Source organism: Streptomyces sp. NPDC043876 (genome assembly GCF_056435825.1).
In genome coordinates, this window is record NZ_JBWKDV010000014.1 from 1 (window position 1) to 19,056 (window position 19,056).

Consider the following 19,056-nt stretch of genomic DNA (forward strand, 5'->3'; position numbering starts at 1 on the left):
GCTTCGCTCGGCCGAGAAGGGAGACCACCTCGCTGCGCTCGGTGGCCAGCCCGCTTCGTGGGCCAAGGCCTGGGCCTTCGGCCCAGGGACCCCAGGCGCTGCGCGCCTGGGAAGGGACAGGCCTCGCTTCGCTCGGCCGAGAAGGGAGACCACCTCGCTGCGCTCGGTGGCCAGCCCGCTTCGTGGGCCAAGGCCTGGGCCTTCGGCCCAGGGACCCCAGACGCTGCGCGCCTGGGGCGGGACCGACTTCGCTTCGCTCGGTAGAGAAGAGAGACCCCCTCGCTGCGCTCGGGGCCGGCCCGGGCCTCGGCCGAGGCCCGGGTTCCCATGCGCTGCGCGCCTGGGAAGGGACCAACCTCGCTTCGCTCGGTCGACAAGCGAAGGACCCTTGCTGCGTTGGGGGCTGGCCCGCTTCGCGCACCAATGGCCTGGCCTTTGACCAGGGCATCCCTGAGCAGTGTGCTTGGGAAGCCGTGCGCTCGGCTTCGCTCAACCCATAGGGGGATGGGGCCGATACGGCGAGGCAGTAGAGAGCACGTGTTGAGGTAGCGAGTTGAATGAAGATGAGCTGATCAGATGCGGTCGAGAATAGTTAGGACTGATATGACTGTTTGGCCAAGGGAGTTAACGCCGTTAACGCTGACTGAGCGTTTCTGATTCAAAACGGACTGTGGATAGAAATGGGAATCAGTCAGATTCGGGGCTGTTCTGGACAGGGTGTCCGGGAGCTTTGAAAGATCGACAACTCCTGATTACCCGTCAGAAACCACGGAGCAGAAGTGCCTTACAGACGGCGCTGAGTGCGCGCAGCGGGACGACCACGGGCCTATAGAGGGTACGGAGATGCGTCGCCGCAGGTCAGATGGGGTGTGCGGGAAAAGATATGTCCCCTCAGGAGGGACATATCTCGGGCGTTGTGTCGCTGGTGGGGGGACACAACGCCTACAAAACGTCAGCGCGGCTGACGGTATTTGGTCCAAAACGTCGGGGAAACTGACGTTCTTGCGGAGATGTGTCGGCTAACTGCCGGGGGGAGGGGTGGGGTTCAGCCAGGGGGGCCCGAGGGGGCTCCGGAGAGGGCGTGGCCGAGATGTGTCCCCCCTGGGGGGACGTAAGACACGCCGAACGTCAACGAGCGTGACACTAGTGTCACCCTTGTTGACATACTGCTTTCCGCAGATCAACGAAGTGGAGAGCATCCTCGTGTCATCAGAGCCACAGCGCCGTCGGCCGAGTCCGTCGCGCGCGCCGCGTCCTGATCTGCCCGTTGATGACGCGATCTCGGCGTGGAGTCAGCCGCTGGCGCCCGTCAAGGATCTGGACAGCCTGGCCAAGCGCTACCCGAGCCGCAAGCTGACCCTGGACGGCGAGCGCAAGCCGCTGGAGTTCTACGGCACCCAGAGCCAGCCCAACGCGTTCTCGATGGACAGCCTCGAGTTCTTCCTGGTGATCGCGCAGTACTTCCGGGAAGCCCTGCCGTTGCGCCTGATCCTGCTGCTCATCGCGTGTCAGCGAGCGGGGGGGCGGATTCCGCTGACCCAGGAGGAGATGGCTACGATCCTGGATGTCAGTCGGACAAAGACGTCGGAGGCGCTCCACACGGTGATGTCTCATGGGATCGTCTTCAAGGTGAGGCGGGGTGTGTATCAGTTCAACCCGCCCTACAGTTACCGAGTAGCCGAGTTCATCCCGGGTACGGAGACGACGGGTGAGTTTGTGAAGGTGGAGCAGTCCAGCACCATCTCGCAGATTCGCAGTGACACGAGCTTGCCGGATCTGGTGCGGTTCCCGTCGCTGGACCACATGCGGCAGGCGATCGAGGAACTGCGGGCCGAACGGGCCAAAGAGCGCGCTGCGCGTCGGCTTAGCCGAGGACAGCGCAAGGAAGAAGGGACAGCTCAGTGAGCACCTTGCGATTCGCCGCGGTCAACGCCGACGGGCTTCTCTCTGACCTGGACCTCCCGCCCGCGGCCTACCGGGTGCTGCTGAAGCTGCGTTCGCTGAGTGAGCCCGGCGGGCGGATTCTCATCGACCAGGCTTCCATCGCCGGGATGCTGGACCTGAGCCGGCCGAGCGTGAACGCCGCGCTGCGGAGCCTGGAGCTGGCGCGGCTGGTGCGCAAGGTCCGTAACGGCGTCTACCAGATCAATCCGATGCTGGCCGGATACAACTCGTTCGAGGACGCTGTCGCGGCAGTGAACGAGATGCCGATGGACGAGCGGCTGGACGCGCGCGGGTACGTCGACAGCTATCACCGTGCGGTGGCGGAGTATCAGGACCAGCTCGCTGAGCAGCGGAAGAAGCGGGCCGCGCAGACGGCCGCGAAGAAGGCCGTCGAGGCCAAGCGGAGGCGAACCTTGCACGCTGTCGGGTGATGCCCGGGGGACGTTGGCCGGTGATGAGACGCTACGGAGTGGCTGATGCCGCTCGGTGGCGCCTCTCGGCTTTGTGGGGCGTGGGTGGCTATCTGGCCACTACGGGTGAGAGAAAGAGGCTCAGAAGGGCCGTGGAGGGGCTTGACGGGGCGTCTGGATGGGGCTCTGTGGGCTGTGGTGACCTGTTGACAGGTTCCGTGGGGGCTCGGTAACAGCCTCCGAGGGCGCCCGGCCCTTTTGCCCCCGGAGGTTTCCACGGCGCCGATGAGCCGAAGCGCGGTGGTTGTCACGTCTGCCGCCCCGCGTTCAGGAGACCCTTCGGATCGGTTCTGCTCCGGTTTGGGTCAGGAAGTCGGTGAGTACTTGGACGAGTCGTTCGGGTTGGTCTTCGGGGATGAGGGTGGACGAGTCGGCGATCTCGACCAGTTGGCCCTGGGGGTACAGCTCGGCCAGCCGGGGGCCGTGTTCACGTGGCATCAAGCGGTCCTCGGTCGCCCATACGACCAGTACCGGGCGGTCGAAGTCACGCAGTCGATCGCTCCAGGCGAGCAGGGTTTTGCGTCCGGGTGCTCCGGTGGCGAATTTGGCGAAGTCCCTGCGGATGGCCCTGTTGCGGGTGGCGGGCGCGAACCAGTCGTCCATGATCTCGTCGGGCACTCCGCGCAGGCTCATCCCGCCGTATCCGCCCCGGCTGTGGCGGAAGGCGGGAACGCGCATGAGCCGCGTCAGCAGCCAGACGGTGCCGGGAATCCTGCAGACCTGTGCCATGGCCTTGGCCGGCCCGGGGGGAAAGTTGTCGAATGCCTCGCAGGCCACCAGCACCAGGCGGGCGATGCGCTGGTCCTGCCCTTCCGACACCAGGAACTGACCACCGCCCCAGTCATTGAGGACGAGGGTCACCCGGTCCAGACCGAGCGCCTCGATGAACTCGCCCAGGAGCAGGGCAACACCGCGCTGGGACAAATCGGCATCCGGCTTCATCGGCTGACGGTGACCGCCCAGGGGCAGCGTGGGCAGGACGCAGCGGTACCCGTCCAGCAAGGGGACCACCTTGCGCCACTGGGTCTCGTTCATGGGTAAACCGTGGGCGAGGACCAGTACGGGCCCTTCACCACCGGTGTCCTGGTAGTCGATCGGTCCGGACGACAACTCGATCCTCGGCATGCCAGCCCCTCACTTGATAGATCGTTCTACTGTAATCTTGAAGGGAAAGTGGGGTGGAGGGCAATGGGAGAGCCGAACACGCGAGCCAGAGTTCAGCGGGCCGCCGCGGTGCTGTTCCGCCGACACGGTTACTCGGCCACCGGCCTGAAGCGGATCGCGGCGGAGGCGGACGCACCGTTCGGCTCGATCTACCACTTCTTCCCCGGGGGCAAGCAAGAGCTGGCCGAGGACATGATCCGCGTGTCGGGAACCGAGTACGGCCGGATGGTCCTGGCGCTGCTGGACAGCGTGCCCGATCCGGTGGAGTCCCTCGTGCGCGCCTTCGATGCTGCTGCAGATGACCTTGCTGCGGCCGACTACGCCGACGCGTGCCCGATCGGGACGGTGGCCCTGGAGGTCGCGAGCAGCAATGAGGTGTTGCGCACCGCGACGGCGGAGGTTTTCGAGGAGTGGGTCGCCGCGGCGGCACAGTGGTTCGGCCGTCGGGTGACCGAGCCGAGGACGGCGCGGTCCCTCGCGTACTCGATGATCATGATGTTGGAGGGTGCCTTCATGCTCAGCCGGGCTGCCCGGGATCCGGAACCGCTGCGGGTGGCCGGTCGATCGATGGCCGCCTTGTTGCGCACAGTCTTGGACGCGGCGGGTCAGAAGTCGAAGTCGATGTAGTCGATGTCGGTGAAGTCGACCAGGAGGCCGGGGGCGCGGGAGCCCTGGTCGCGGAAGTAGACGTCCTGGAGGCCCTGGGCGGTGATGTGGCGGAGTTCGGCTTCGGTGGCGCCGGATTCCTGGGCCGCGAAAAGGCGGGCCGCGTACTCCGGGGGGAGGTGCTGGGTGATGCGGCGCATGCGGCCGTCGTCGGTGGTGCCGGGGGCGGCGGTGAAGCCGAAGCGGGCGCGGGTCTCCACGACGAGGCCGGTGGACTTGGCCGCTTTCGCCCGGGCGCGCTTGCGGACCAGGGGCTGCCAGCTCTTGCGGACCTCGGCTTCCAGACGGGCCGCCAGTTCGGGGCGGGGAGTCTTGATCTGGCCCTTGAGGTAGCGCTCGACGGTGCGGGGGGAGATGCCGAGACGCTGTGCGACCGCTTTGGTCGAGTTCTTTTCGGTTTTGAGCAGGAACCTCATGCGGGCCTGGGGGGACTTCGGGATCGGTCGTGTGAAGTTGTGTTCGTCCGCTTGCGCGAGGCTGTCTTCGATGTTGCTTGACATGTCTCTTTATTCTCCGTCGGACGCGGCGTCGTGGCCCTTGATGTGGCGGGCGGGGTTGTGGCCCTCGTCGAGGAGGCCGACGGCCCAGAGGAGCGGTTGGGTGCCCTCGTGCTTGACCATCCCGGGGCTGACGCCGAGGCGGAAGCCGCCCGGCACGGGCTTGCCGTCGGGGGTGCGGGGGAGGAAGTCCAGGGGGCTGGGGCCGTTCGACAGGTACACCGCGCAGTCGGAGAGGACCGCGATGGGGTAGAGGTCGGCGGCGGTGGCGAGCTTCAGCATCTTGCGGTGCATGTTCACCCGGGCCGTGGAGATCACGGCGGCGCGGATGTCGGGGCGCCAGGTGGGGCGTTCGAGGGCGGGCCAGGCTTCGCCCGGGCGGTAGCCGGCGCCCTGGGGGCGTTCGCGGAGCTTGCCGATGCCGCCCTTGACGGTGGCCTTGATGGCGGAGAGGACCGCGGCCAGGGCGGGATCCTTCTGCTTGTGGAGCGACATGGCGTGGAGGAAGGCCTCGTCGGTGCCGCCGGAGGTGACGCCCAGGTCGGCCATCGTGGCCATGTAGGCGTCGCGCAGGCGGCCGTACCAGGCGTCGAGGTACGCGCCGTTGTCCGGGCGGAGCCACGCTTCCGTGGGCGCGACGGCGTGGCCCAGCTCCTGCGCGTAGGCCAGGGTCGGGGTCGCGTACCAGGCCGGGCCGGTGGGGGGCTTGCCGTGGGGGGTGAAGGGGCTCGGCAGGCGGGGGTCGAGGGAGAGGCCCGAGAGGTCGGCGAGCCAGCAGCCGGGGATCTTCGGGTCGAAGCGGGGGGCCGGGGTGTGGACCGCCGGGCCGAGGCCGACGGTGAGGCGGTTCGCGGCCGCGGCGAAGGCCATGTTGACGTCGATGCCGACCGCGTGGGTGCGGGCGCATTCGGCGTCGGTGAGGAGTTCGGGGTCGCGGATCCAGTCGTACGCCTCTTCGTCGAGGACCTGGTCCGGGGTGCGCTGGTGGGCCCGGGGGTAGAGGGCGGCGACGACCGGGTGTTCGTCGGGGGCCTCCGGCGGCGCCGGGTCGACGGGACGGGTGAGGGAACCGGGGACGGGGGCCGACTCCCAGACGTTGGTCTCGGGGTTGCGGACGGCGCGGGTCGGCGGGCGCAGGGCCGTCATGAGTTCGAGGCCGGTGACGGCGGTGGAACCGCGGGGGGTCAGGACGCGGGTGGCGTAGGTGGTGAGGAGCAGGGCGAGTTCGGGGGCCGGGAGGTCCACGGTGTCCTCGCCCCAGGCGCGGGGGTCGAGGGCGGCCCAGGGGAGCACGGCGAGCTGGACGCACTGGCGGCCGGCGGTGGGGGAGGCCGGGCGGTAGACGCGGGCCCAGGGGCCGAAGCCGCGGCGGGTCAGCTGCCACTTGCTCTTGGCGAGCTGCCGGACCACGGGGTGGTCGTCGGGGAGCCGGAGGCCGCGGCGGTCTTCGAGGGTGAGGGGGAGGCCGAGGGCTTCGGTTGCCTCGGCGGTGAGCACGAGGAGGGGGTCGCCGTCCTTGCCATTGCGGTGGAGGCGGGGGGAGCGGAGGCCGGCTTCTTCGCTGAGGGCCCAGGTGATGAGGGCGGGGAGATCCGTGGCGGCCTTGGGGGGGAGGCTGAGGACGAGGCCGCCGGTGGTGTGGGCCTGGGCGTTGCCGTCCAGGACGGCCAGGGGGGTGTAAGGGGCGTGGGACGGGGAGGTGGGGGAGGAGGGCGAAAGGGTGCGGCGGGGGGTGGCTCGGGGTGCGGCCGGGGTGGCGGGGGGCTGGGGGTGAGCGGCCGGGGCTTGGGGTGGGGTGGGTTCGGCGTTAACGGCGTTAACGGCGTCAACGGGTGGCGCGGTCGGGGCGGGGTGGGGGACCGGGGTGTTAACGGCGTTAACGGTGGGCGGGGTGGGGGCTGCCGGCTCGGTGGGGGGAGTGGCCGGTGTCGGGGTGTTAACGGCGTTAATGGTGGGCGCTGGGGTGGCCGGTGCCTCGGTGGGGGGAGTTGCCGGGGCGGGGGTGTTAACGGCGTTAACGGTTGGCGGGGTCGAGGCCGGGTGGGGGGCCGGGGTGTTAACGGCGTTAATGGGGTGCGGGTGGAGGGTGGCCAGGCCGTCGAGGAGGCGGGTGTAGGCCGCGCGCTTCGGGGGGCGGGGTTCCGTACGGCCCGTTTCCCAGGAGGTCACCGTTTCGCGGCGGACGGATAGGGCCTTGGCGATCTGGTCCTGGCTGAGGCCCGCGGCTTCGCGCAGGCGCTTGCGTTCGTCCGGGTGCGGGAGCGCGTCCTGGGCGGCGGCTTCCTCCAGCAGGGCGTCGACCGCTGCGAAGAGGCTTTCTTGTTCGTCGGGCATGTACCTACCTCCGTAGCGGATCTTAGTCCAGTCGCACGTTTGAACGCACACGAAACGCACGCGGGGGCGTTAACGGCGTTAATGCCGTCAGCGCCCCCGGGAGTGTGCTGCCCGCGTCAGATGCGTGTCATGAGGAGTTCGGTGACGGCCTTGAGCTCGTCCGGGGTGAGGTGGGCGGTCAGGGCGTCGGCGATGGTTTCCGGGGATTCCGTCGTGATGGTGATGCGGTGGGCGGCGGGCGCGGGGGCGGGGCCCGGGGCTGGGGTTTCGGAGCGGGACGTGGTCGTCGGGGCGTTAACGGCGTTAACGCCGTTAACGGTGTGCGGGGTCGGACGGGTGCGCTGGCGCGGAGGGTTAACGGCGTTAATGGTCTCCTCCGCCGCGGCGGCCTGGGACTCCTGGGGGAGGCGGCCGATGCGGCGGGCCGGTTCCACCTTGAGTTCGCCCGTGTCGACCTTCTCCTGGAGGGTCGGGGTGAGGTTCAGGAGGGTGAGGCGCTGGGAGACCCATGCGGGCGTCTTGCCGAGGCGCTTGGCCACCTGGGCCTGGGAGCCGTGGACGTCGACCAGTTCCTGGAGGGCACGGGCCTGGTCCATCGGGGCCACGTCGACGCGGTGGACGTTGGCGATCAGGGCCGATTCCAGGATGTCCGCGGCCGAGGTCGAGAGGGCGTCGTTGACGTGGATGTGCATCGTCTTGAGGCCCGCGAGCTGAGCGGCGGCCAGTCGGCGATTGCCGTCGATGACGACGTACGGGGCCCGGCCCAGGCCGTCGGTCTGGCCCGGGTGGGCCTCCATGAAGGCCATGCGGGTGGCGACGGCGAGAGGTTGGAGCTGGCCCCGGGAAATCAGGGACTGGGCGAGCTCGTCGATTTCCGTGAGGTCCTCGCGGAGGTTGAACGGGTTGTGGGCGAGGGCTTCGATCGGCACCTCGGACGGCGGGACCACTCCGGAGGTGGGCGCTCCGGTGGCTTCGGCGATGGCCGCGCGCCGGGAGCTGACCCCGACGGGCTGGGCGCGGGCGAAGGACGCCGAGACCCCGAGTTTGTCGGCCTTGCTCATGAGATCTCCCTGGCGAGTGCGCGGAAGGCGATGGCCTGGTCGCCCTTGGGCGCGTAGACGAACAGCGGTTGCTTCACGCGGACGGCCTCACGCTGTTCCTTGAGGTCCGGGACGATGGCGACGACGCGCGGATCCTTTATGTCCATCCAGGCCTGCAGCGAGGAGGTCGCGATGTAGCCGCGCCGGCCGTCGTAGAGGTTCACGACGAGGCCGAGGTAGTCGATGTCCAGACTGAGGTCGTCGCGGAGGTCGTTGATCTGGGAGGTGAGCAGATCGTAGGCGTCCGCGGAGGAGTCCTCGGCCTGGACGACGATCAGCGCGCCCGAAGCGCCGGGCTGTTCCGCGTCGCGGCGGCGGCCGTAGTAGATGGCCGCGTCCATGCTGAGGCCGAGGCTCGGGGGGCAGTCCACGAGGATCACGTCGTAGTCGGACTCGACGGGGGCGAGGGCGCGTTCGAGGGCGGCCTCGCGGGCGCGGACGGTGGAGAGGCGGACGTCCAGGAGGAAGGCGTCGGTGCAGGCGGGGAGGATGTGCAGCCGGTCGCCGAAGCGGTCGTCGGCGATGGGGACGATGAGGTCCGCGAGGGGGCCCTTGGCTTCACTTGCCATGTGGCAGGTGAGGCTGTCGCCGCCGATGGGGAGCGGTTGTTGGCCGAGCTGCTTGGTGAGGTGGCCCTGGGGGTCGAAGTCGACGAGCAGGACGCGCATGCCGAGGCCCGGGAGGTCCTCCAGGTCGAACGGGTTCGTGGGGGAGTGGGGGAGGGGCGCGTCGGCCGGTGCCTGTGCCGCGTGCGGCTCGGTGGCGTGCAGGGGCTCTTCCGCCGCGAGGCGGGCCAGTTGGCGGGCGATGCGGACCGGGTGGAGGCTCGCCGGGTCCTCGGCGAGGGCTTCGGCGGTACCGGCGGTGATGGCGGTCTTGCCGACTCCGCCCTTCTGGTTGCACACGATGATGCGGCGGACCACGGAGGGACGCTTGACGGTGGGGGCCGGGTTCATCTCCAGCCACAGCCCGACGGATTGGGCGAGTCCCTGGATGAGGGAGACACCGCGGTCCTTGGCGGTCGAGCGGAACGACTCCCACTGGCCGGCGGGCAGCCAGGTGGAGAACGATTCGGCGCCGGAGGTGTCGACGGGGGAGGGGCCGGAAGCGAGGGCGCTCCAGTGGGAGATGCCTTGGTGGACGGCGTCCTGGATGTCCACCCGCAGCTGTGCCGTGCGGATTTTCAACTCCTGGCGCAGCCACGGAGGCAGCTTGGAGACGACCTTCTCTCGGTCGTTCTGTGATGAGGGCGAAGTCATGAGAGGGACTTTACTAACGTTCAGGGGGTGATGTGGGCGCCACGCTTGAGTTTTGCTAACGGAAGGGGCGAGAGCGCGGTACGAGACCGATTTCGGGCAGGGCGGTGCCCTGGCGGGGAGGGGGGCCTCCTGAGCCGGGACGGTCGGGCGCGGTGGCGGGGAACGCGACAGGGCGGTCTCGTACACGCCGTGGCGAGCACCCCCGTGGTTCGCCACGGCGTGTACGAGACCGCCCTGGAGGCGGCGTCAGCCGACGGGGACCGTCGGGGAGTCGGGGGCCGTGAGGCCCATCAGGCATCTCCTAGCGCGGCCCGGCACTCGGGTGAGCCCGCCGGGGCGAAGAGGGGGACGCGCGCGGCGGGCGTGATCCCCGGGAGGAGGAAGTTCCAGAGGTCGGTGACCCGGGCGTGCAGGTCCTCGCGCGCGGTCCGGACGTGGGAGGTGACCTGTACGCCGGTGAACGAGCCGATGAGGTAGGTCGCGACGTCGCCGGCGTCGAGGTGCGGGAGGACGTCGCCGTGGTCCTGGGCGGGGCGCAGGCAGCGGTACGCGGTGTCGATCCAGGCGTTGTACGGGGACGGGTCCGGGTCGGTGAACGAGCCGAACTCGATGACCAGGCGGATGCCGGCGCGGATGCGGACGTTGGTGCGCAGTGCGTGGGCCATCTGGTGGGACAGGTCGATGAGGGTCTGGAGGCCGGGGTCGACGAGGGCGGGAACGGCCTCGGAGACCTGGAACTGCTCGTCCATCAGGGTGCGGGCGAGGGCTTCCTTGGACGGGAAGTGGAAGTACAGGGCGCCCTTGGTGACACCGGCGTGCTTGACGACGTCGCTGAGGCTGGTCGCGCCGAAGCCCGAGTGGTCGAAGGCGATGGCCGCTCCGTCGAGGATCGCCTGGCGGGTGATCTCGGCCCGTTCCTGCCTGGCCCTCGCCACGTGCGGTCTCCTCGGTCGGGGTGGGTGATGGTGCGGGGTCAATCTAGCGGGAGGGGGCTTGAGAAAACCAGTCGACCAGTACTTTTTAGCGGGCTGAGGGGGCTGGGGTGTTAACGCCGTTAAGTGGAGGGAGCACGTCCGGTTGTTAACGGCGTTAAGTGAGGAGTGTGCTTCCGGTTGTTAACGGCGTTAATGCGGGACGGCGTTAACGCCGTTAACGCTCAGCGCGTCGTCCAGCCGCCGTCGACCGAGAGGGTGGCGCCGACGACGAAGGATGCGCGGTCGCTACAGAGCCAGGCCGCGGACTCGGCGATCTCTTGCGGGGCCGCGATGCGGGGGAGCGGAGCCGACTGGAGGAGGATCTCCTCCATGGCGGGGTTCTGCTTCAGCCAGGCGTCGATCATCTCGCTGCGCGTGGAGCCGGGGGCGATGGCGTTGACGCGGATGCCGTGGGGGGCGTACTCGGCGGCGGCGGCCTTGGTCAGGCCCAGCACGGCGTGCTTCGACGCGATGTAGGCGGCGGTCACGGGGGTGGCGACCAGACCGGCGGTGCTGCTGTTGTTCACGATGGTGCCGCCGGTGCCGCCGGCGAGCATGGCGCGGATCTCCTGCCGCATGCAGTTCCAGACACCCCGGACGTTGGTGTCCATGACGCTGTCGTAGACCTCCTCGTCGAGGAGGTGGAGGGGCTTGGGTTCGGCGCCGGTTCCCGCGTTGTTGAACGCCGCGTCCAGGGAACCGTGTGCGGTCACCGCGGCGGAGACCGCACGGGCCACGTCCTCTATGCGGGTCACGTCGCCGACGACGTACTGCGCCCGGTGACCGGCGCCGCGCAGTTCCTCGGTCAGTGCGGCCAGTTGGGGTTCGCGCCGGGCGATCAGGGTCACGGCCGCGCCTTCCCGGCAGAACACCCGGGCCGCGGCCGCGCCGATGCCCGCGCTGGCGCCGGTGATCAGCGCCGATTTCCCCGCCAGCAACAAGCTGTTACCCACCGTCACGAGCGTGACGGTAACACGATGTGATGGTCCCCGTAAGGCTTTTCAGAGGCGGTGGGAAGGCTGGACGGCGGGCTGCGATGACGCTCGGGTGCCTGGGGTCCGGGGCCGATGGTGACGGAAGGGTCAGAGGACGGAACCGGCGACGGCGGAGCCGGCGAGGGCGCGCGTGGTGACGGCGGACCCGGTGACGGTGGAGCGGAAGATCGTCCGGCCTTCCTGGTGGCCCGTGACGTCGATGACCGTGGGAGTGCGGGGAGATGCCTCGATCCAGCAGGGGGTGTCCAGTTCGGCGTAGTGGTCGAATTCGGTGGACACCGCGGACGGGACGAAGCCGTCCTGCGGACGCAGCCCGCAGGCCGCCTGGCGGGCGGCCTCGACGAGGACCATGCCGGGGTGGTGGTCGTTCGCGTGCTCGAAGAGGATCGGGTGGTCGAGGTCGGGGCTGAGCAGCCAGCGGCCGGCGTCCTCTGTGGGTGCGAGGACCACGTCGAAGGGGAGCATCCGACCGGCGGTGGCGGCGGGTATGGGCGTACGCCGTTCCAGGGGCCGGGCCAGTCCGGTGCGGCCGCGGTCGCCGCGCAGCCGGCGGTAGGTGGCGGGGGCGACGCAGGTGAAGCGGGCGGTGCCGGTGGCGGCGAGGCGGCCCGCGCGGTGGATGTCGACCTGGAGGAAGCCGCTGAAACGGTTGCCCTGCCAGCCGAAGTCCGTGCAGGTGGCGATCATCGCGAGCTCGCTGGGCCCGCGGCCGATGCGCAGCTGGTCGGGGTCGGAGGCGAAGTCCAGGCTCCAGAGCAGCACGTTGTGGCCGAGGGGGACGCCGTAGACGGCGTGGCACAGGTAGAGGCCGACCTGGCGGATCGTCTCACCGGCCTGGACGGGGTCATGTCTGGTCCCGTCGGCGCTGGTGAAGAAGGTGTGGGCGCGGGGCCACTGGCCGGTGAGCGAGAAGGTGTCGGCGCCGATCAGGTCGCAACCGGTCAGGAACACCTCGGCCAGCGAGGAGCGGTGGACGTACTCCCGGGGCACCGTGGTGGTCAGCTGGGGAGCCGGAGCCTCGTTGCAGCGGGTCCACGGTGCTCCCGTCGGCTCCAGTGGGCGGGTCGGAGGGTTCTTCCGGATCGTCAGCATCGTCATGGACCTCTCCACAGAGCCGTTTCGACGGATGGGATGGGCAACGCACGCGAGACGCAAGATACGTACTCTCCGGTTTTGTTTGCAAGGTGCCTAAGGTGACCGCATGTCGCTCGTGTACCGATGTCAACATCTCGGAAGAGGGGCATACCGGCCCTTCGGGCGGGTCTCACCAGCGAAGTTCCAGTCGGAAGACGGCTGCTGACGACGGCTGGGTTCCGCCCCAAGTGAGAGCTGGTGTTCCGGTCATATGCCCCGGTCCGAAGGGGTGTTGGAACGTGCGGGCCCCTGAGGGGAATTCAAGCCACCGTCGAGTGTAGGTCGAGTGGCTCGGGTGTGCTGGCGCAGCGCTGACCCGAGTGCCAAACTTGACCCCGCCACCGAAGAGTTAGAAACCGGATGGGCGGTTTGGAATACGGGGGATGGAGCACCCTGCGCACCCCGTTGCCAATGTGTCGTCAGCTCATGGCCGATCCAACGCCAACCATCTGGAGAGCAACGCATGAACCGTCAGTGCCCCTATGTGCTCGACCCGTCCGGAGCGGCCATCCACGCCGAGGCGGCGCACCTGCACCAGCGGGGGACCGCCACGCCGGTCGCCCTGCCGGGCGGCGTGACAGGGTGGGCGATCAGCGGGAGCGAGGCCATACGACGGCTGCTGGTCGATCCGAGGGTGAGCAAGGACGCGTACCGGCATTGGCCGGCCTGGATCAACGGAGAGGTCGGCGCCGAGTGGCCCCTGGCCATCTGGGTGTCCGTGCAGAACATGATCACCGCTTACGGGCCCGAGCACACCCGGCTGCGCAAGCCCGTCGTGGCCACCTTCACCGCGCGGCGGGTGGCCCGGATGCAGCCGAGGATCGAGCAGGTCGCCGACGAGCTGCTCGACCGGCTGGCCGAACTGCCGCCGGGCGAGGCGGTGGACCTGCGGTCCGCGTTCGCGCACGACCTGCCGACCCGGATCGTCTTCGAGATGTTCGGGATCCCGCAGCAGTCGTGGGCCCCGCTGCACAAGATCATCAAGGGCTTCTTCGACACGACGATCACCATCGAGGACGCCCAGGCGAACGGCGAGCAGCTCTACGTCACCATGGCCGAGCTGCTCGCCTACCGGCGCGAGCACCCCGGTGACGACATGACCACGGCCCTGATCAACACCCGGGACGAGGGCGACGGCTCCCGGCTGAGCGAGAAGGAGCTGATCGACAACCTGATCCTGCTGTTCACGGCGGGGTACGAGACCTCGGTGAACCTGATCTGCTCCGCGGTGTACGAACTGCTGCGCCACCCGGACCAGTTGGAGCACCTGCGGACCGGACGCGCCTCGTGGGAGGACGCGGTCGAGGAAGCGCTGCGGCTGGAGCCGCCCGCGACGTACGCCCTGATGAGGTTCGCGGTGGAGGACATCGAGATGGAGGACGGGGTGGTGATCCCCCAGGGCGCGCCGCTGGTCATCTCGTTCGCGTCGGCCGGGCGGGACCCCGAGGTGCACGGGCCGGGGGCCGACCGGTTCGACATCACCCGGGCCACCCGCAGGGAGCACCTGTCCTTCGGGTTCGGGACGCACTACTGCCTGGGGGCCTCGCTGGCGCGGCTGGAATGCGAAGTGGCGTTGAAGCGGCTCTTCGCGCGGTTCCCCGATCTCTCGCTGGCCGTCCGGCCCGGGGAACTGCGCAAAGTCGAGTCGTTCATTTCCAACGGGCTGCAGGAGCTTCCGGTTCTGCTCGGTACGGCCCGCTAGCCGGGCCCGGCGCGGATCGGGGCGGCTCGGCCCGGCTGGGTCGGGCCGACCGGGCCGACTTGACATAGACGTGCCGGGCTCCTCCGTCCTTCGGGACGGAGCGGCCCGGGTCGTTGAGCGGTGTGACTCCCCGGGCGACAGGGGGAAGGCGCGGCGGGCCGGGGGAGCTCGCTCCCGGATGATCAAGGGTGGGAGGTCGTCTGCTTGATAAAATACGGACCTTCTGGTTGGTTTTAGCGGGGGTGGTGGATCCTAAGCGCGGGACCAGCCTGAACCGACCCTGAACAACGGAGGCACCGTGGCACGACAGGAACGTGCGGTCCGTACGCGTCGCGCGATCTTGGAGGCGGCCGCTTTCGTCTTCGACGAGCGCGGCTACGACGCGGCCACCATCGCCGACATCCTCGCGCGGGCGGGCGTCACCAAGGGGGCGCTGTACTTCCACTTCGCCTCGAAACAGGAGTTGGCGCAGGGCGTGCTCGACGAGCAGTTCGGCGAGGCCGGGGTGCCGTCCAGGGAGAGCAAGCTCCAAGAACTCGTCGACGTGGCGATGCTGCTGGCACACCGGATGAAGATCGAACCGATGCTCAGCGCGGGGGCCAGGCTCTCGCTCGGCCCCGGCATGCGCGAGATCTTCGGCGGCGGATCGGTGCCGGGCTGGATCGAGTTCACCCGTGACCTGCTGGTCCAGGCGAAACAGCAGGGTGAACTGCTGCCGCACGTGGACCCCGCCGAGACCGCCTGGATCCTGTCGGCCTGCTGGACGGGCGCGCAGATCTACTCGCAGACCCTGAACGACCGCGACGACATCGAGGAGCGGGTGGCCTCGGTCTACCAGCACATCTACCCCAGCATCGCGACGCCCGCGATGCTGTCCCGGCTGGACATCGCACCGGACCGCGGGGCCCGGGTGGCAGTGGAGCTGGGGGCGTCCGCCGGGGCGGGCGAGCCGGAGGTACGGTCGGTGGCCGAGCCCGCGGGTGTGGGCGCCGGGTTCCCGGGCAGGCGGTAGGCCGGGACATCGCGGTGGGCCGCTCCGCCGGCGGTCGTGGCCGACCGCGCGGCGACCCCGGGGCGGTCACCGCTCGCCCTCGGCTCCGGCGGCGCGCGAGCGCCGCTCCAGCAGGGACACCGACTGTGTCGGCTGAAGATCTTTTACTCCCTTGGACAAACCGCGAGGGCGGTTTGCGGAGACTCCATGGTCAAGCAGGAACGTGCCGTGCGCACGCGGGAAACCCTGGTGCGCTGCGCCGCGGAGGTGTTCGCCGAAGAGGGGTTCGTCACCGCGTCGATCTCCGCGATCAGCAAGCGGGCCGGGGTGAGCGCCGGCGGTCTGCACTTCCACTTCGAAAGCAAGACCGCCCTGGCGCAGGCCGTCGAGGACCGCGCGGTGGAGGCATTGCGGCGGATCACGGCGGGGCGCCCGGGCGGCCCGGCGGCGGTGGCCGACAACGCCCTTCAGGTACTGGTGGATTCCACGCACGAGCTGATGGCCCTCCTCGCGGAGGACATCGTCGTGCGGGCCGGATTCGGTCTGTGCGCGGACGTCTCGCGGGGCAGCGGAGTGGACCTGCGACGCCAGTGGCGCGTGTGGGTGGACGAGGTGCTCCGGTCCGCGGCCCGCCAGGGCGCGCTCGCCGACGGGGTGCTGCCGCAGGACGCCGCGAGCGCGGTGGTGGCCTCGACGGTGGGCCTGGAAGTGCTGGGCGCCGACGAGCCCGACTGGGTCTCGCGCCGGACCCTCACCCGGTTTTGGAGCCTGATGCTGCCGCGGCTCGCGGCGCGTCGGGTGCTGGGGCGGCTGGTGGCCGAGGGGACCGGGGGCCGGGTGGTACGGGGCGCGGCCACCGGCAGTGGTGCGGGCGGCAGCCGCTGAAGCAGACCGCTTGGTCTTCTTCGGGGTGTCAGATGGCCTGCTTGTAGGCCCTGTTGAGGGGTGACCTAGGGCCACGGAACAACGCCCGGTGCGGTGGCCGACGTACAACTTCCCAGCTCAGACAGGGTTCTTGAGTGACAGTAGAGCGGCGCTGGGCTGCAAAACAGCGCAACCGGTTTGATATTGACAAACCGTCGGTCCTGTTTTCTACTGAGGATGCGACTCATCCAAGGACAGGGGAGTACGGCGTGGATATCGATGTACTGGGCGCACTGGCCGTGCGGGAGAACGGGATCTCCATCACGCCGACCGCCCCCAAGCCCCGGCAGGTCCTCGCGCTCCTCGCGCTCCATGCCGACCAGGTCGTGCCGGTGTCGGCGCTGATCGAGGAGCTGTGGGCGGGCGAACCGCCGCGCAGCGCACGGACCACCCTGCAGACGTACGTCCTGCAGTTACGCGCACTGATCGCGACGGCGCTGGAGCGGGACCCGGGCACGGGCGGGGCCCCCGAGGGCGCCACCGGGGGCCGGACCGCGAAGGACGTCCTCGTGACGCTGCCCGGCGGTTACCTGCTCAACAGCAACGGCGGCACCAGCGACGTCCGCGAGTTCGACCGGCTGGCCGGGACCGGCTACCGGGCGATGGACGCCGGCGACTTCCCCGGCGCGGCGCGGCTGCTGCGCGAGGCCCTCGCCCTGTGGTCCGGGCCCGCCTTCGCCGACGTACAGGGCGGAGTCCAGCTCGACATGGAGACGCGGCGGCTGGAGGAGACCCGGCTGTGCGCCCTGGACCAGCGCATCGAGGCGGACCTGCGGCTGGGGCGCCACCGCGAACTGCTGGCCGAACTGACGGTGCTGGCGAGCCGCTACCGCACCCACGAGAACCTGCACGGGCAGTTCATGCTCGCCCTGCACCGCTCCGGCCGGCGGGGTGAGGCCCTGGACGTCTACCAGCGGCTGCGCGGCATGCTCGTGCGCGAACTGGGGCTCGAACCGTCCGCCGCGCTGCGCCGCTTGCAGCGCTCCATCCTCATGGCCGGCCCCGAGAGCCTCGCGGAAGCGACGGACGCGGGCGGCGGCGAGCGGCTCGTCCGCGTGTGATGCCGGGTGCGGGTGCCGGTGTGGACGCGGGTGCCGGTGCGGACGCGGGTGTGGCTCTGGCCGCGCGCGGCCGGACCGGTGGGCACGAGGACGTGAGGGCGAGTGCCGCGGCTCGGCTGCGCGGGACGAGAGGGGACGGCGCGGTGCAGGAGAGGTCGGAGCGGACCCGCAGGCGGCTCGTCGGCGCCGGGGCCGAATTGTTCCACCGCAATGGATACGCGAACGCGACCCTGGGCGACATCGCGGGCGCCGCGGGAGTGACCAAGGGGGCGCTGTACTTCCACTTCGCCTCGAAGGACGAACTGGCGGAGGCGGTCCAGCAGCGGGGCTGCGCGCTGCTGCACGACGCGGTGCGCGCGCTGCGCGAGGGCGGGGCCTCGCCGTTGCAGGCGCTGATCGACACCACGCACTGGATGGCCCGGATGCTGCACGAGGACCCGGCGATCCCGGCGAGCTTCCGGATCACCAAGGAGTGCGCGGGCCAGCAGCCGCCGGTGATCGACTTCCAGCGGACGTGGATGACCTCGGTGTGCACGCTGCTGCGGCAGGCCCGGGACACGGGCGAGCTGTGCGCGGAACGGCGCTGGGAGAGCGCGGAGTCGCTGGTGGCGGCGGCCGCGTGCGGGATCGAGGGCATGTCCGGAACCGGCATGCCGTACGGGGAGTTGCAGCGCAAGGTGACGGCGCTGTGGGCGCTGTTGCTGCCGAGCGTGGTGGCCGCCGGGCGCGAAGCGGAGTACCGGACGCGGGCGGCCGTGCCGCTGTGGGCCGGGGTGGTGTCCGAGGCGGAGGGGGTGGCCGAGGCGGAAGGGGCGGAGGCCGGATCCGGGGCCGTGGCCGATTCCTTGTCGGGTGCGGGTGCGGGTGCGGGTGCGGGTGCGGGTGCGGGCGCCGGTGCCGGCGCTGGTTTATCGTCCTGAGATCGCCGAGTTCACCTGGATTTCCGGCTGCGGTTATCCGGCGAATGCTCCAGGGGAATTCAGGCGGCGTGTGAGTTCCTCCACGCGGACGCTGAGCCGGGCTATTTCGCCGCCGAGGTCGAGCAGTGCCGCGGCCGTGCCGTAAGCGGGGTTCGCGGCGGGGCCTTCGAGGATTTCCGCTACCCGCGCGCGCAGGGCCGGGCCGGGTTCCACGCCCAGGTCGGCGCGCAGCCGGTGGCGCGCGCGGTCGTAGACGCCCAGGGCCTCCGCCCGGCGGCCGCCGCGGCACAGGGCCACCATCAGCAGGTCGTAGAGCCGTTCCCGGGTCGGGTGGTCGGCAGTGAGGCGCTCCAGCTCCCGGGCCAGCGCCCCGTGGTCCGCCTGCGGCCGGGTCAGGCAGGCCTCGTACAGGGCTTCCTGCGTGGTCACGCGCAGCTCGGCCAGGCGGTCCGCTTCCGCCGCGCAGAGCCGGCCGCCGGACGCGCCCTCCAGGGGTGCGCCGCGCCACCGGGCCAGGGAGCGGCGTAGCAGGTCGGCGGCGCGTACCGGGTCGGTGGGGAGGGTCGCGCGGCCTTCGGCGGAGAGCCGTTCGAAGGTGTCCGCGTCGGTGCCGCAGGCGGTGCCGCGCAGCCGGTAGCCCGCGGGGCCCGTGGCGATGTGGTCGCGGCCGTCGACGGCGTGCAGGGAGCGGCGGAGCCGGCCGATGTGGGCCTGCAGGGCGCCGGTGGCGGCCGCGGGCGGGGCGTCGCCCCACAGCTCGTCGATGAGCCGGTCGGCGGAGAGGACCGGGCCGCGGTGCACGGCGAGCGCGCCCAGCAGCGCGCGCTGTTTGGCTCCGGAGGGAGCGCTGCGGGCGCCCGTTCGCGGATCGAGTGCTTCCACCGGGCCGAGGAGAAGGAATTCCATGACGGTGGCGATCCC

General features: G+C 70.1%; 17 protein-coding genes. 8 read left to right on the plus strand and 9 right to left on the minus strand.

Going from position 1 to position 19,056, the window contains the following annotated elements; genetic code table 11:
* The first annotated feature begins 1,188 nt into the window (after positions 1-1,188).
* Positions 1,189-1,905 (plus strand): hypothetical protein, encoded by a 717-nt coding sequence (locus AC0693_RS33180; protein ID WP_356416918.1) that lies wholly within the window; start codon positions 1,189-1,191, stop codon positions 1,903-1,905.
* Positions 1,902-2,375, plus strand: coding sequence for a MarR family transcriptional regulator (locus AC0693_RS33185; protein ID WP_356416916.1), 474 nt, complete (start codon positions 1,902-1,904; stop codon positions 2,373-2,375). Before AC0693_RS33180 ends, AC0693_RS33185 begins: the two co-directional genes overlap by 4 nt.
* A gap of 306 nt (positions 2,376-2,681) precedes the next feature.
* Here AC0693_RS33185 and AC0693_RS33190 read toward each other — a convergent pair whose 3' ends face one another.
* Complete coding sequence (locus AC0693_RS33190) at positions 2,682-3,539, minus strand: alpha/beta fold hydrolase (RefSeq protein WP_478803824.1); 858 nt, start codon at positions 3,537-3,539, stop codon at positions 2,682-2,684.
* A 63-nt stretch (positions 3,540-3,602) separates the two neighbouring features.
* Here AC0693_RS33190 and AC0693_RS33195 point away from each other — a divergent pair, with 63 nt between their 5' ends.
* A complete protein-coding gene (locus tag AC0693_RS33195) occupies positions 3,603-4,205 on the plus strand; it encodes a TetR/AcrR family transcriptional regulator (RefSeq protein WP_469320013.1) in 603 nt (200 codons plus the stop codon).
* Here the strand turns inward: AC0693_RS33195 and tpg are convergent.
* The 7 genes from tpg to AC0693_RS33230 form a co-directional block, all read right to left on the minus strand.
* Entirely contained in the window at positions 4,184-4,744 is a 561-nt protein-coding gene (tpg, locus tag AC0693_RS33200; protein ID WP_356416910.1) for a telomere-protecting terminal protein Tpg, read from the minus strand. The genes AC0693_RS33195 and tpg overlap by 22 nt on opposite strands.
* Positions 4,745-4,750: 6 nt before the next feature.
* Entirely contained in the window at positions 4,751-7,075 is a 2,325-nt protein-coding gene (gene tap / locus AC0693_RS33205) for a telomere-associated protein Tap (protein ID WP_478803825.1), read from the minus strand.
* Between the two features lie 116 nt (positions 7,076-7,191).
* Positions 7,192-8,136, minus strand: coding sequence for a ParB/RepB/Spo0J family partition protein (locus tag AC0693_RS33210; protein WP_478803826.1), 945 nt, complete (start codon positions 8,134-8,136; stop codon positions 7,192-7,194).
* Positions 8,133-9,434: a ParA family protein gene (locus AC0693_RS33215; RefSeq protein ID WP_469339162.1), complete on the minus strand. Its 1,302-nt coding sequence runs from the start codon at positions 9,432-9,434 to the stop codon at positions 8,133-8,135. The genes AC0693_RS33210 and AC0693_RS33215 overlap by 4 nt, the downstream gene beginning before the upstream one ends.
* A 290-nt stretch (positions 9,435-9,724) precedes the next feature.
* The gene (locus AC0693_RS33220; protein WP_469320017.1) at positions 9,725-10,369 is read right to left on the minus strand and encodes a ScbR family autoregulator-binding transcription factor; all 645 of its coding nucleotides are present in this window, start codon (positions 10,367-10,369) and stop codon (positions 9,725-9,727) included.
* 221 nt (positions 10,370-10,590) lie between these two features.
* Positions 10,591-11,367, minus strand: a complete 777-nt coding sequence (locus AC0693_RS33225; RefSeq protein ID WP_469320018.1) for an SDR family NAD(P)-dependent oxidoreductase — start codon at positions 11,365-11,367, stop codon at positions 10,591-10,593.
* 123 nt (positions 11,368-11,490) lie between these two features.
* Complete coding sequence (locus tag AC0693_RS33230; protein ID WP_469320019.1) at positions 11,491-12,501, minus strand: ScbA/BarX family gamma-butyrolactone biosynthesis protein; 1,011 nt, start codon at positions 12,499-12,501, stop codon at positions 11,491-11,493.
* A gap of 499 nt (positions 12,502-13,000) precedes the next feature.
* Between AC0693_RS33230 and AC0693_RS33235 the strand changes: the two genes are divergently transcribed.
* From AC0693_RS33235 to AC0693_RS33255, 5 genes are all read left to right on the plus strand, one after another.
* Positions 13,001-14,239, plus strand: a complete 1,239-nt coding sequence (locus AC0693_RS33235; protein WP_478803827.1) for a cytochrome P450 family protein — start codon at positions 13,001-13,003, stop codon at positions 14,237-14,239.
* A gap of 298 nt (positions 14,240-14,537) precedes the next feature.
* Positions 14,538-15,251: a ScbR family autoregulator-binding transcription factor gene (locus AC0693_RS33240; protein WP_469320021.1), complete on the plus strand. Its 714-nt coding sequence runs from the start codon at positions 14,538-14,540 to the stop codon at positions 15,249-15,251.
* Between the two features lie 207 nt (positions 15,252-15,458).
* A complete protein-coding gene (locus AC0693_RS33245) occupies positions 15,459-16,115 on the plus strand; it encodes a ScbR family autoregulator-binding transcription factor (RefSeq protein ID WP_478742786.1) in 657 nt (218 codons plus the stop codon).
* A gap of 248 nt (positions 16,116-16,363) precedes the next feature.
* A complete protein-coding gene (locus AC0693_RS33250) occupies positions 16,364-17,215 on the plus strand; it encodes an AfsR/SARP family transcriptional regulator (RefSeq protein WP_478803828.1) in 852 nt (283 codons plus the stop codon).
* A 143-nt stretch (positions 17,216-17,358) separates the two neighbouring features.
* Positions 17,359-18,135, plus strand: a complete 777-nt coding sequence (locus AC0693_RS33255; protein WP_478803829.1) for a ScbR family autoregulator-binding transcription factor — start codon at positions 17,359-17,361, stop codon at positions 18,133-18,135.
* 33 nt (positions 18,136-18,168) lie between these two features.
* Here the strand turns inward: AC0693_RS33255 and AC0693_RS33260 are convergent, their stop codons facing one another.
* Positions 18,169-19,041 (minus strand): AfsR/SARP family transcriptional regulator, encoded by an 873-nt coding sequence (locus AC0693_RS33260; protein ID WP_478803830.1) that lies wholly within the window; start codon positions 19,039-19,041, stop codon positions 18,169-18,171.
* Between the last annotated feature and the right edge of the window lie 15 nt (positions 19,042-19,056).

Coding starts and splice junctions, on each gene's coding strand:
- AC0693_RS33230 (WP_469320019.1), bottom strand. CDS start 12,501: ATGACGATGCTGACGATCCGGAAGAACCCTCCGACCCGCCCACTGGAG.
- AC0693_RS33210 (WP_478803826.1), bottom strand. CDS start 8,136: ATGAGCAAGGCCGACAAACTCGGGGTCTCGGCGTCCTTCGCCCGCGCC.
- tpg (WP_356416910.1), bottom strand. CDS start 4,744: ATGTCAAGCAACATCGAAGACAGCCTCGCGCAAGCGGACGAACACAAC.
- AC0693_RS33235 (WP_478803827.1), top strand. CDS start 13,001: ATGAACCGTCAGTGCCCCTATGTGCTCGACCCGTCCGGAGCGGCCATC.
- tap (WP_478803825.1), bottom strand. CDS start 7,075: ATGCCCGACGAACAAGAAAGCCTCTTCGCAGCGGTCGACGCCCTGCTG.
- AC0693_RS33190 (WP_478803824.1), bottom strand. CDS start 3,539: ATGCCGAGGATCGAGTTGTCGTCCGGACCGATCGACTACCAGGACACC.
- AC0693_RS33195 (WP_469320013.1), top strand. CDS start 3,603: ATGGGAGAGCCGAACACGCGAGCCAGAGTTCAGCGGGCCGCCGCGGTG.
- AC0693_RS33215 (WP_469339162.1), bottom strand. CDS start 9,434: ATGACTTCGCCCTCATCACAGAACGACCGAGAGAAGGTCGTCTCCAAG.
- AC0693_RS33260 (WP_478803830.1), bottom strand. CDS start 19,041: ATGGAATTCCTTCTCCTCGGCCCGGTGGAAGCACTCGATCCGCGAACG.